We start from the raw sequence: 13719 nt of genomic DNA on the forward strand, positions 1-13719 counted from the left end.
ATGTCATAAACATTACAATGGATATAACCAGCAACACAACCGACAATATAACCTTATACCCCAGCTTCATTTACTCTTTTTTAATATCAGCAAAAAGAAAGCAACGCCTCCAACAATACCTACGGTCATCCCAATGGGTATTTCATAAGGGAAGACCAGCAGTCGACCAATGATATCACATACTAACAACAGCACCGCCCCTAAAAAGGCAGTCAGAGGCAAGGCGCGCCGAAGATTGTCACCGATGAGCATACTTACTACATTGGGTACGATAAGCCCAACAAACGGAATTGCTCCGACGGTTACAACCGATGCACTGACGACGAGTGACACGGCCACAAGACCTATATTAACAACCGTATGATAGGATAATCCCAAGTTGGTAGCAAAACTTTTTCCCATGCCGGCAATGGTAAACCGCTCTGCATACAGATAACTAATTACTACGATGGGCAAAATGATATAAATGGCTTCATATTGTCCCTGCATAACAGATGAGAAATCCCCTAATAACCATTCTTGTGTATTCTGAACGATATTATTTTTGTAAGCAAAAAATGTGGAAATAGATGCTAAAATACTTCCAAACATAATACCTACCAAGGGGATGAAAACGGTATTTTTATCTTTGACCTGTTCTACGAACCAAATAAAAAGAAGCGAAGACAAAAATGTAAAAACCAAGGCAGAAAGCATCCGAACCATCAAAGAGGCTTCTGGTGAAAATACGAGCGCAAACAGTATTCCCATTTTTGCGGCTTCCAATGCACCAGAGGTCGTCGGCGAAACAAACCTGTTTTGCGATAGCTGTTGCATAATGAAGCCTGAAATACTCAGTCCTGCACCAACCAGAATTAACGCCAATGTGCGCGGAATACGACTGATTAAAAAAACCATAAGTTTATCGTCATCACCTAGCAAATCCATGATGCGAATATCCTTAACCCCCGTAAACAAAGAAATCCATGCCAACAGCAGGATACAGCATACAGAGATAGTATAATAGATTACACTCCGGTTCTTTGTTCTCAAATTAATGTGTTTACAAATGTAGAGACGCAACATGTTGCGTCTCTACAGAAAATCCTATTTATATACAAAGGTATTAATTTATTTTTGTCACAGTATCACCGTTGGTATCTACCGGAGGAGCTGGTTGACCTTCTACCGGTCTTCCGCCCTTAGTCTTGTTGATAACATAGGCTGTTCCCTGAGCGTCAACTTTTACGTGGTTAGGATGAGAGCCTGTCTGTAAGTCAGCTAGTACTTCGTATGATTTTGCGTCAATAACTGTCGTCGTCCCGGTCTGGCGGTTTGCAGAGTATATTCTGTTTTTAACCGGATCGTAGGCTACGCCGATGGCACCCGCACCTGTTTCAATAGTTTTTAATAGCTTTCCATCTGTATCTAAAACAGTCAGTGTACCCGATTTCTGGTTGGTCACAAACAAGCGTTTGCCATCACTAATAATATTTACGGGTGACTCCCCACCAGAAGGGAATGTTTTCTCTATACTTTTTGTCTTTGTATTGATTATGGCAACACTATTTGTACCCATGATGGTTGCGTATATTTTGTCCTTACTTCCTGCAAAAGCCATTCCCGTTAGGGTTTTCCCTAGATTCTCAATCAGATGTGAGAACTTATTTGTCTTGCCGTCGATCACCCAAATACTGCTTGGATCACCCACATCACTTACATATACGATGTTATTATCTTCGTCCACAAGCACTTCTCGGGTATGGGATTTTTCACCTCCGTGATTAAATGTTGCGATCAGTTTACCCGATTTCAAATCAACTGCACTAACGGAATTCGTTCTTGTATTCGTCGTATAAACCGTCTGTGTTTTGTTGTTGATACCAATTCCAAAAGGTGGATTTTCTGCCAAGCTGATGCTGTCTACTATTGAAAGATCTGCGCGATCGATCTTATATAACGCGCCCCCCGGGCTAGTTCGGGATCCTGCTCCGGTAACATACAAAAAACCATCCTGTTGGTTAATAACTGCTTCATATACACCGCGACCGGCTGGCGCAGATTTTTCTACTTGCTGAGCGGACACCTGTAAAGCCGGTAACGCGGCTAGTCCTGCAAGCAACAAGAGACTCGTTCTGTTGCTTTTTTTAAAGGATTTATTCGTAACCATAAAATTATTGTAATTAAGTAATCTATATATGTTAATTGTCTGAAATTTCCTGTTGCCAGCGTTCATAAAAACGGGTAAAAGCTTTCTGCCAGTACAACGCACCGTGTTTTCCCTCTTCATCTATATCAATCATAATTTTCACACACATCGCTTTTTTATGCTCATCAATAAAATCGAGCATATCCGCGCGCATATCGCCTTGCCCTTCCGGCGCATTTTTGCGTTTTTCCTTCCCCCCAACATAAAAATAATAGCGTTGTCCACAGAGCAGACATGGATTGCTCTTCAATTTTGACGAAAAGAGATCAGCCAACTGCTGTTTCCCTGTCCAAATCGATGGCGAAAAAACACCTAACGTACCAAATACATCGGCATGGAGCGCGCCAGCATAAAGTGTGAGTAAACCGCCGAATGAACTGCCGACCATGCCTGTATATCTTTTGTCTGCCAAGGTTCTGTAATGCTTGTCTACATAAGGCTTCAGTACCTCCACGATATCCCGCAGGTATAAGTGTCCTAGGGGTTCTTTCAACTCTTCAAATGGAAAGAGCAGAAACTCCCGGGCCCTATCGGTTGTTTGAGCTGGATGCTCGATTCCAATAACAATCGCCTGACGACCTGCGGCATCGATGGTCTCGTCTACCATCCATTCTACCGGGCCGGACCGACCTACGGATGTCGCCTCATCAAAAAGATGTTGTCCATCATGCATATATAGCACGGGATATTGTTTATCTGAATACGGATAATCTTTCGGCAGATAAATCCATACTTTTCTATACGTATCCAAATAAGGGAAATAGAAGTTATCCGCCAATACGTGCACCTGTGGGCTAGCTGTAGACGGCGGAAATTTATCACGCCAGCCATCAATGGTAACCTGCACTTCACTATCACGGCTGGCATCCACCTGATAGGGTGCAAGAAGCTCGCCGTTCGCTGTACTATTCAAGGTATCCCAAGCGCCTCTTGTGATTTTAAACTCCAACTCACTTTCCTCTAATCCCTCAAGTAATACGCTTGTTTTTTCGCCCAGCGGCGGTATAACGCCGACAGGATGAGCATCCACCTGCCAGTTACTTACGTTGCTTGTCAAATAACATGGCTCACCAACAAAACTATTGCTGTTGTTCAAGATGTGGACGATGACCGTAAACGTTTTTTTTGACATGCCTAGATAACTAAACCCTGCGCTAAGCCGGACTATAAATTGGCGCTAATTTAGATAGATTCTAAACAAATAACAAGCATTATCTGAATTTAATCTAAATTACCTTATATTTGCACCTAATTATTATAGAGAATAATCCATGCGCTATAAAATATGTATACTATCGGTACTGCTTTTGATATCCAGACTCGTACTTGCACAGACGACCGATTTTGCAACAGGTTATGTATACAATGAAGATGGAATTCCTCTTGGGGACGTCACTGTACAGTTGGGGAATAACGGTACAACGACGTTGTCCAACGGTCATTTTAGTCTCGAAAGCATACCGGCAGGCAAGCATCTATTAACTGTTTCCGTTGTTGGATATTCGACTTTTCAAGATACCGTCGTCAAATTAGTGCAGGAAAATTTGGCATTACAGATTCGTTTGTCTAAAGATGATAAGGTCTTGCAAGAGGTTATGGTTGTAGGTAAATCGGAAACACAGCAGGTAAGGGAGCAAGCCATTCGAGCGATTGTAGTCGATACTCGAGCTGTCGCGGAGCAGCCAGTCACATTATCTGAATTGATGAACCGTTCACCTGGCATACGGATTAGGCAAAGCGGGGGATTGGGCAATGCGGTGGATGTATCCATCAACGGTTTTCAAGGTAACTCTGTTCAATATTTCCGTGACGGTATTCCTTTAGAATATCTAGGAGGCGGTTATGGTATTAATAACGTCCCTGTTAACCAATTAGAACGAGTAGAAGTTTACAAAGGTGTAGTTCCTATGTCTCTGGGAGGAGATGCTCTTGGAGGCGCGGTTAATCTCGTGAGGCCAAAACATAAGGGCTCTTCCATCCTAACTTCTTACGAAATAGCATCTTTTAACACACATATTATCAATCTGTCGGCATATCAAAGTCCTTCATCGAAAAAATACTTTGTTGGATTGGATGCTTTTCTAAACTATTCAGACAACGATTACAAAGCAGATGTAGAAATTGTAGACGCAAATAGCAATCCGCAAACAGTTACGTTGCCATTATTTCACAATGGATATAAGCACTATTTTGCTGAAGCGTATGGAGGCATCCGAGATGTTTCCTGGGCAGACGAACTTCAATTTGGACTTGCCGCTTACAATATCGACAGAGAATCCCAACATCCAGCAAGAATGACTACACCTTATGGCGCATTGAAGGTGTACAACAAAGGGATTATACCGAGCTTACGGTACCAGAAAGCGTTTGGCAATATAAATATTGACCAATTCATATCCTATAGTCATATCAACAGATCCCGTGTGGATACCATCAAAGGCTCCTTTGACTGGTATGGGAATTTTAGGGAAAGAATCGGAGGTACACCGGGAGAAAGTCCAAGGCCTTCTCATTCAGATATAAACTTCAGCAATATTATCAATAGAACTAATCTCTCCTATTTCATCAATAAGAAACATCGTATCGAGGCCAATTTAGTATACAATTACATAAGCAGACTTGGAGAAGACCCTTTGGGATTTCGATTCGAGGGAACGGATATTGATGTATTAACTAAAGAAGCTACATATAGCAAAACCATTGGGGGATTAATGTGGGAATCTAAATGGCTAAACAATAAATTGACCAATCAATTGATGGGGAAATTTTTTGGTTTCAACACAAAAGGCATAAATGCTTTTATGGCCAACGATGTCGACCTTGATAAATACAAAACATATTCGAACAATAATTGGGGCATAGGCCATGCTTTAAAATATCAACTGTCAGACCACGACTTCATTCGTGCTTCTTGGGAACTAACAAATCGATTACCGCGTGAAAACGAACTTTTTGGTGATAACGATACGCGAGCACCAAATTTCGAGTTGGAACCTGAACGCAGTTTTAACGTCAATATCGGATATCGCTTCCAAAAACATAAACTGACCGCCGAAGTAAGTGGTTTTTATCGTAAAACAGACGGGATGATCCTCTTGGTTCCCATACAACCTCCCTTTGCGCAATATCGTAATTTAGATAGCATTCGTGGTTATGGCTTTGACGTTGACCTTAGTTATCTGCTGACCAAAAATTTACAAGTGACAGCGAATGCGACATGGCAAGACAATCGTATGGTTGACATTCCTGACGGTGTCAATGCATGGATGAATGGCACACGTGTTCGTAACACACCATATTTCTTTGCAAACGCGGGTATTACAGGTTCTTTTGGAGAGTTGTTGACGCATGGTGATCGGATAAAAACATACTTACATTGGAATTTTATTCGAGAATTTTACCTCAATCATATTCCGAGAGAAAATGAACCTAAAGGTTTTTTGGGTCTATTCGGACAAGCAAGTGTCCCTGTTACGAATATTGTGCCTAATCAGCATTTGATAACCGCAGGATTTAATTATTTTCTTCCAAAGCAGCCCATATCTTTTGGGATTGAGGTTAAAAATTTAGCGAATGCTAAGCTATACGATTATTATAAAATACAACGACCTGGAAGAAGTTTTCATTTCAAAATAAATTATCAATTGACAAAAAACAGCATATGAAAAAGTACATCAATCTCTCCCTTCTTGCTTTAGTAGCAGGAAGTTTAACATTTAGCTCCTGTAAAAGTGATGATCCCGATCCAGAACAGGAAGGTTCCGAGAAATATGTTATAATGACGTTAAGTGATCGAACAACAGGTCAAAAAGCAGGCTATACCAGTGCTTTTGACGAGTTTCCAACCGGAACAATTTCCAATGTGGGTGCAACTTCATTAGAAGGCGAGGGTATGGGCGGATGGAGAACACATGGTAACAATATCTACAAAATGTTCCGAACTGCGGATTATGCTACAGGCATAGAGAAACTCAATATCTCAGCAAACGGTATTGTCACCGCCGGTGCTTTTATCGCTTCTAAAAATCAAGCCGAGGCCGCTAAATACTTCGGAACAGGAAACTTCGTTATCAAAGATGACAATTTAGGATATTATTGGGATGCCGCTGAGCCTATGAAAATCCAGAAATTCAACCCAAGTACTATGCAGAACACCGGGTCACTTGATTTGACGGCGGCCGTAAATGAACATGGTGAAAGTGAAACAGGCATTAATTTCAGAGCAGTTGGACAAAAATTTTTGGCTATCAAAGGAAACAAGCTATATGCCAATATCACCTATGCAAAAAATACGAGTACTCAAGGTCAAGTAGGCTTTTTCGATGATTTCTTTCCTAATGTATACATTGCAGTCATTGACCTCAACAACGAATCATACGAAAACATAATCGAAATCGAAGATACCGGAAGCATTGCTTATATTAACGAAAATCACATGTACGACTTTGACACCAATGGTGATTTATATATTGTTACTCAAGGACGTTCCGCTATCGGAGGAAAATCAAAAATCGTTCGTATTAAAGCAAATGAATCAGACATAGACCAAGCTTGGGAACTGAAGTTTTCTGACTTCCGGGCAGCTGATAACGGAAAGTTTGTAGGTGTTTTTGCCAATAATGGAAAGCTGATCGTCACCTTAAACACAGAAACCCTTACGGGAGGTGGAACAGGTAACATCAACCGTGGTAACATATGGAAGTTTTATTCGGTAGATGTAGCAAATCCGGAATTCAAAGAAATAACAGGTATTCCTGCAGGAACCAATCCTGGGGCGGCGATGGCTGCTACTGAGGTAGATGGTAAAATTTATTTGAGATGTGCACAGCTCAACACTAACGATGGTGAGGATGAATATAAGAACGGCTACTATGAGTATAACCCTTCATCCAATTCAGCAAGTTTGGCTTTCGAAGTAAATGTAGGCGGAGCTGTATCGGGCTTCACCAAAGTAAACATTGGAAATTAGCAAAAAAAAGGACTCGAATCGAGTCCTTTTTTGATATTATTTACCCGGAATAACCGTAATCTTCCTAAATTCTACTCCGGTATGATCCCCTTGTAGATAAATCGGTCCCGGTTCGCCTTCACGACTATCCAAAGCTCCTCCGGTAATACCTGGAATCTCTTGATTGCTGATGATGGTTTTGCCATTCGCTACAATCGTTACCATGCGCCCGCGTAGGGTTATTTCGTACTTATTCCACTCATTCGGACCCAAAGTTGCCATTTCGCTTGGTGAAAGGAAGCCATATACACCACCAAAATACAGTGAACCGGGGTGTTTATCTTTTGGAGAATCTTCAATCTGCACTTCGTAACGACCTCTCAAATAGATTCCCGAATTTGCTCCTTCTTTATAACGAAATTCTGCGATAAGTTTAAAATCATCAAATTTTTGTTCACTGATCAGATTAGCTCCCGTTTCTTTATTGATTAGGACACCATCTTCTACAACCCACTGGCTGTTATTTCCTGATGTCGTCCACCCAGTAAGATCTTTTCCGTTGAAAAGCTCAACAGGATCACCCCATTGTGCTTCACCTGTGCGCACAAGATAAGGTGCTTTCACACCGGAGAAATCGAATTTGTTGCCTTTATTAGTCGTGATCGTACCTTTGATTCCATCTCCCGTTAATTCACCTTCGATCGTGAAGAATCCGTCTCCCCCTTCCCATTGCGGTGGAATCTGAAAAGAAAACTTGCCTTCTTTGAGTTGAATATGTGAAACCGGACGTGCGCTTCCAGCATCTGCCACAAATGATCCCACCAATACATTGAAGCCGGACAATTTGACTTCCAACCAAGATGGTGCCTCTTTTCCCTCTTTGTTTACCGTGAGGTCCCAGCGACCAATTAATCCTTCGGCTTCCTCCGGAACAACCTGGGTAGCAACATTATGTATCTCTTCTTCTTGCTTTTGTTCTGTGGTACCGTTATTACACGAAACCACACCTGCTGTTAATAAGCACATCAACGTGCTGTATCCTAGATATTTTTTTAGCATAGCTTTAGTTAGGGTTTTTAAAGGCACTAATCTACAAAAATTATTTATATAGATAATAAATCGATAATTTAGCCAAAAACAATGCGTAGCACATCATGGGCAAAGTCAATATAAAATCTATTGCAGCGGCACTTAATCTATCTCCGGCAACGGTTTCCAGAGCATTAAATGACAGCTATGAAATAAAAAAGGAGACTAAAGAACGTGTTCTTGCGTATGCGGCAGAGCATGACTATAGACCCAATCCTTTTGCAAAACATCTCAAAACAGGAAAAACCAATCTCATCGGTGTCGTGATCCCTTTCTTATCCAGTCCATTTTTTTTGGAATTTATTGATGAACTGTACAAAGCCGTTTTACCGCAACACTATACACTTATCCCATTTCAGACGCAGAACTGTGAGAAAATTGAAAAAGAAGCACTGGATTTTCTGATTCGTCAGCATGTGGCGGGAATTATCATTTCGCCCGCTCATGAAAACTCCAACACCGAATTACTGAAGCATATCCATCATCATACTTGTCCTGTCATTCTTTTTGACCGTATCCAACACGACTTGGACACTTATAAGATTGGTATCCACAATAGCTTAGAAACTTATAATGCTACAGAAGAGCTGATCAGGAAAGGGCGGACAAAGATAGCGCTGCTTTGTGGTAAAGATATTGGAAATACCAAAGACCGCATACGTGGTTATAAGAATGCGCTCCATAACTACGCTATTCCTTTTCGAGAGGAATACGTTATCCATGCAGACTATCAAGATCCCGCTGAAAACATTGACAATGAACTAAAAGAGGTTTTCAATAAACTAAATGATACCGATAAAATGCCCAATGCTATTGTCGGTGGAACGGATACACTTTCCATTAAGATATTAGGTGTGTTAACCAATCTAAACCTGACTGTTCCCGAGGACGTCGCCGTTATTGGTTTTACCAATACAAATCTCGCTAATTATTTAAACCCAGCACTATCCACGATTCGGCAGCCAACACAAGAAATGGCTGGACTAGCATTGGAATTGCTATTAGCATTAATTGATAAAGATCACGACAGACGTGATTTGACATATAAAAATTTCTTGCTTCAGGCGACCACTACTTATCGGAAATCAACGGATATTTAGTAAAAAGTACCGTTTCACTCCAAAAAACAAAATAAAATAAAATGAAAATCTTGCATACCGATATTTTTAGGCTAAGCATAAAAATGGAGCCCTTTAACATAGCAACTGGAACAATGGACTACGCCCAAAATGTGTTCATACGTATACATACGGATAGCGGTATATATGGTGTGGGTGAATGTTCTGCCTTTCCGGTGATTACAGGAGAAACACAGGAAACCTGTTTGGCGGTTGCAAAGGATTTTGCCAAATTATGGAAAAGTAAAGATCCCAGTGCAATAGAAGAGCGTTTAGCGGAATTGGATTTGTTTATAGCCGGTAATAGAACCATAAAAAGTGCTTTCGATATGGCCTTATATGATATTGCAGCAAAAGCTAACGGACAACCCTTATATCAATACCTTGGTGGAACGAAAAAAACAATAGAAACCGACATCACCATCGGAATTGGCGACATAGATAGTATGGCAGAAAAAGCATTGGCTTTCAAAAAAAGTGGTGCGACCTGCATTAAAGTGAAGCTAGGTAAAGAAGTTGAGCAGGATGTAGCAAGAATGCAAAAAATAAGAGCGGTCGTCGGCGACGCGACAAAGCTACGGATAGATGCCAATCAAGGATGGAGTTTTGAAGAGGCACAGTATGCATTAACAGCTATGAAGGATTTACAAATCCAATTTTGTGAGCAACCTATGCGGGCGTGGAATGATGACTATTTACCGGAACTCAGGAAGGTATCATCTGTTAAGATCATGGCAGACGAAAGCTGCTATACCCACCACGATGCAAGAAGGCTAATAAGAGCAGGAGCTTGCGATTATATCAATATCAAACTGGTGAAGTCGGGAGGAATTTGCGAAGCAATAAAGATCCAGGAACTAGCAAAACAGGCCGGTATCGCCTGTATGTTAGGAGGCATGCTAGAGAGTCGTTTGGCTTTAAGCGCCAAACTACATTTTGCTTATGCTGCAGACAATGTCATCTTTCATGATATGGATACCTGTTTAATTGGTCATCTTGAAGATCCGGTAATCAATGGAGCAAAGTATAATGGATATTTCCTAGATATAGATGATCTGCCGGGTATCGGAGCCGATATAGATGAAGATTTTTTAAAATCATGTGACCATTGGACCATATAAAGCGAAAAATCCAATAAATATGAAGGGTGAGCCTCGCCGTTAGTTAAACTGGCGGGGCTCGTCTTTCCTAAAACTTCTCGAACTCTGCATCAGAAGATGACTGTATATCCGCTTCGCTAATCATTTTTCCATTTATTAACACATTATCAAACTGCATTCCTTTGGTAAAATTAGCTTGGATAGGCACATCAACTCCTTCTATTGTCGAATTAATGATTTTTAAATTCTCAGCGGGAGATTCTTCATATGCATTGATTAAGATCCCAAACTTTCCACCCTTTTTCACATTTAGATTCTCGACAGTAATGTTGCGTACAGTAGGCATAAAATCACCTGGGTTTTCATAAAACATATCTACCAAAACTGCTGCTTCTTTATAGGTGCCAACCTCTACATTACGCATGTATATATTTTCGATGACACCTCCACGAAGCGAGCTCGTTTTAATTCGTAATATTCTATCCAATTCTGGACTGTCCATTTTAAGATTTTGTGCAAATATATTCTTCGCTCCGCCTGAGATTTCACTGCCAATCACGATGCCACCGTGGCCATCTTTCATCTCACAATTTTCAATGATGTGATTTTCGGCAGGGCGCCCAATCGAGCGGCCATCTTCATTACGACCGGATTTAATGGCTATACAGTCATCGCCTGTATCAAAATAGCAATCGGTTATCAGCACATTTTTACTGGACTCCGGATTACAACCATCGTTGTTCGGTCCGTGCGTAACCACGCTTACATTGCGTACCGTTACATTCTCGCACAACACCGGGTTGATATTCCAAAATGGAGCATTGATAATTTTAACATCGGCAATTAATATATTCGAAGAATTATATGGTTGGATGAAAGGCGGACGTAAGAAATATCCGTCGCCATGTACCCTGTCTTCTACAGAAACGCCGTCTTTCACTTCCTGTGTTAGTTTTTTTACTGCTGCTAGTTGACTATCCATGCCTTCTGTCCATCCATATTCTTTCTTCGCCTTCCATGGCCACCAATGCTCGCTATTCGCATTTCCATCGAGAATCCCCTTCCCTGTTATGGCGATATTTTCTTGTCCATACGCATAAATTAAAGGTGAGTAATTCATGCACTCCATGCCTTCCCAACGTGTTTTTACCAATGGTTTATAGTCTTCTGTATTTCTGCTGAACAACAGTTTGGCATCATCTTCCAAATGTAAATTGACATTGCTTTTCAGATGGATAGCGCCTGTCAAAAATGTTCCTTTGGGAATTATAACGCGTCCACCACCATCCAGATGACAAGCCTCGATAGCTTGATTGATAGCAGTAGTACTTAGCTTCGTACTATCAGAGCTCGCGCCGTAATCGGTAATTACAAAATCTTTCTTTGCAAAGCTGGGTTCTACAATTAGCGTACGAATACTATCTGCCACTTCCCATGCCCGATCATCGGTTTGCTCTTGTTTTTTTTGATTCTCTCCACAACCCGCCAACAAACTAAAGGGCAAAATTGCTGCGATCAACAAATTACGTATTACCTTCATATACCATTTATTTGGTTCAAAATTTAGTTATGTTCATAGTCCTAAAAACCGTGCCGCCATTGCATTGAATGCTTTTGGATTCTCTGCTTGCACCCAATGTCCTGCATTTGGGATCTTCTCGATTGACGAATGCGGAAACATCTCTTTTATCATCGGATAATCGGTGGGTAAGATATAGTTTGATTTTTCTCCCGCTATAAATAGCGTTTCTCCCTCATAAACGCCTGGCTCAACGCCGACGGTGATAAAATCTGTATATTTCTCCGTTAAAACTTTCAAATTGAACCGCCAATCCAACGTTCTGTCCTCCTTTATATAAACATTTTTGAGTAAAAACTGGATGACACCAACTTCATCTAAATACTGCCGCAATTGTTCTTCCACCTCTTTACGATTGCTCAATTTGCCGATCTTAACGGCGGCCAGTGCTTCCAATATCTTTTGATGGTGCGGGGGGTAGGCTTTTGGTGCGATATCAACGATAATAAGTTTTCGAATATTTGTCGACTTCGAAATAGCATATTGCATAGAAACTTTACCACCAAGCGAATGTCCAAGTATATCGACTTCTTGAAGCGCGTGGTGCTGTAAATAAGCTTCCAGATCTTCTACCATGACCGACAACGACATATCATCGTCGTGAAAACTATGTCCATGGTTGCGTAAATCAATTAAATGTAGCGGTGTTTTTTCTCCAAACTCCCGTCCGAAACTTCCCCAATTATCGGACATGCCAAATAAGCCATGCATAACCAATAAAGGTGTGCCCGGTTTGTCTTCTCCGTATATTCGTGAATGTAAAATCTCCATAAGGGGTAAAGATAAGGTTTATCTTCTTCTTTTTTTCCCTCAAAAAAAGAAGCAAAAAAAATCGCCACTTTAAAATTTTGAATGAGGGGATAGTACATTTATAACATTTCTACATATTTCAAAATTTCACATGTGGCATTAAAAGGTTAAGAATGAGACAATACAATTGCATAGTCCCCCCTTAATATTCAATGTCGCATCCGGATTTTTGACAACTGCAGAAACTCATCCTTAGTAGAATCCCTTATGTCAAAGATCCGAAGCGAGGAGCTTTTTGCTTCTTTTTCGCGGAGAAAAAGAAGATAAAATATATTATTCTTCGTTCTTTTGTATAATAGCTATAAGTTCGTATAATGTATAAAAACATGACGATATACATCAAAAACATGGTCTGTAATCGCTGTATCATGGTTGTTCAACAAGAGATAGAGAAACTTGGTTTCCATATACAGGCGATAAAATTAGGAGAAGTGGTGTTGACGGAGGCATCGGAGCAAGTGCAGTTAGACAAGATTGCAGACGTTCTGGAGCCACTCGGATTTGAGTTAATAGACGACAAAAAGAGCCAACTCATTGCGCAGATAAAAGCCATTGTAATACAATGGGTGCGCAATCAAAGTAGCGAAAGAAACAGCAATCTATCGGATTTCCTAGCGGCGGAGCTACAGCATGATTACAATTACCTATCTAATCTATTTTCTGAAGTAGAGGGGATTACGATTGAGAAATACCACATCGCTCAAAAAATTGAACGTGTAAAAGAACTATTGGTATATGATGAATTATCGCTGAGCGAGATTGCCTATCAACTCCATTATTCCAGTGTAGCCTATCTCAGCAATCAGTTCAAGAAAGTTACAGGACTTTCACCAAGTCATTTTAAGCAGATAAAAGAAGATAAGCGGAAGCCTTTGGACGAAGTTTAG

The 13719-nt window shown here is 40.8% G+C and carries 11 protein-coding genes; 5 read left to right on the forward strand and 6 right to left on the reverse strand.

Annotated elements, in window-relative coordinates:
• Window positions 1-66: 66 nt before the first annotated feature.
• From H8B21_RS00215 to H8B21_RS00225, 3 genes are all read right to left on the reverse strand, one after another.
• Window positions 67-1032 (reverse strand): ABC transporter permease, encoded by a 966-nt coding sequence (locus H8B21_RS00215; RefSeq protein WP_223814755.1) that lies wholly within the window; start codon window positions 1030-1032, stop codon window positions 67-69.
• Window positions 1033-1105: 73 nt separating this feature from the next.
• Entirely contained in the window at window positions 1106-2149 is a 1044-nt protein-coding gene (locus H8B21_RS00220) for a YncE family protein (protein WP_223814756.1), read from the reverse strand.
• A 31-nt stretch (window positions 2150-2180) separates the two neighbouring features.
• Complete coding sequence (locus tag H8B21_RS00225) at window positions 2181-3320, reverse strand: alpha/beta hydrolase (RefSeq protein WP_190311792.1); 1140 nt, start codon at window positions 3318-3320, stop codon at window positions 2181-2183.
• A gap of 139 nt (window positions 3321-3459) precedes the next feature.
• Between H8B21_RS00225 and H8B21_RS00230 the strand changes: the two genes are divergently transcribed.
• Together H8B21_RS00230 and H8B21_RS00235 are read left to right on the forward strand one after the other, a co-directional pair.
• The gene (locus H8B21_RS00230) at window positions 3460-5853 is read left to right on the forward strand and encodes a TonB-dependent receptor (protein WP_190311793.1); all 2394 of its coding nucleotides are present in this window, start codon (window positions 3460-3462) and stop codon (window positions 5851-5853) included.
• A complete protein-coding gene (locus H8B21_RS00235) occupies window positions 5850-7157 on the forward strand; it encodes a hypothetical protein (RefSeq protein ID WP_190311794.1) in 1308 nt (435 codons plus the stop codon). The genes H8B21_RS00230 and H8B21_RS00235 overlap by 4 nt, the downstream gene beginning before the upstream one ends.
• Window positions 7158-7193: 36 nt before the next feature.
• Here the strand turns inward: H8B21_RS00235 and H8B21_RS00240 are convergent, their stop codons facing one another.
• On the reverse strand, window positions 7194-8195 hold the full coding sequence (locus H8B21_RS00240; protein WP_190311795.1) for a 3-keto-disaccharide hydrolase: 1002 nt from the start codon (window positions 8193-8195) through the stop codon (window positions 7194-7196).
• Window positions 8196-8290: 95 nt separating this feature from the next.
• On the opposite strand from H8B21_RS00240, the gene H8B21_RS00245 reads away from it, so the two are divergent.
• Window positions 8291-9325 (forward strand): LacI family DNA-binding transcriptional regulator, encoded by a 1035-nt coding sequence (locus H8B21_RS00245; RefSeq protein WP_190311796.1) that lies wholly within the window; start codon window positions 8291-8293, stop codon window positions 9323-9325.
• A gap of 41 nt (window positions 9326-9366) precedes the next feature.
• Entirely contained in the window at window positions 9367-10464 is a 1098-nt protein-coding gene (locus tag H8B21_RS00250) for a mandelate racemase/muconate lactonizing enzyme family protein (protein ID WP_190311797.1), read from the forward strand.
• 67 nt (window positions 10465-10531) lie between these two features.
• Here the strand turns inward: H8B21_RS00250 and H8B21_RS00255 are convergent, their stop codons facing one another.
• Window positions 10532-11983, reverse strand: a complete 1452-nt coding sequence (locus tag H8B21_RS00255; protein WP_190311798.1) for a glycoside hydrolase family 28 protein — start codon at window positions 11981-11983, stop codon at window positions 10532-10534.
• A gap of 33 nt (window positions 11984-12016) precedes the next feature.
• The gene (locus H8B21_RS00260; protein ID WP_190311799.1) at window positions 12017-12793 is read right to left on the reverse strand and encodes an alpha/beta fold hydrolase; all 777 of its coding nucleotides are present in this window, start codon (window positions 12791-12793) and stop codon (window positions 12017-12019) included.
• A 365-nt stretch (window positions 12794-13158) separates the two neighbouring features.
• Here H8B21_RS00260 and H8B21_RS00265 point away from each other — a divergent pair, with 365 nt between their 5' ends.
• Window positions 13159-13719, forward strand: coding sequence for a helix-turn-helix domain-containing protein (locus tag H8B21_RS00265; RefSeq protein WP_223814757.1), 561 nt, complete (start codon window positions 13159-13161; stop codon window positions 13717-13719).

The sequence above is a fragment of the Sphingobacterium chuzhouense genome (assembly GCF_014692525.1).
Taxonomy (GTDB): domain Bacteria; phylum Bacteroidota; class Bacteroidia; order Sphingobacteriales; family Sphingobacteriaceae; genus Sphingobacterium; species Sphingobacterium chuzhouense.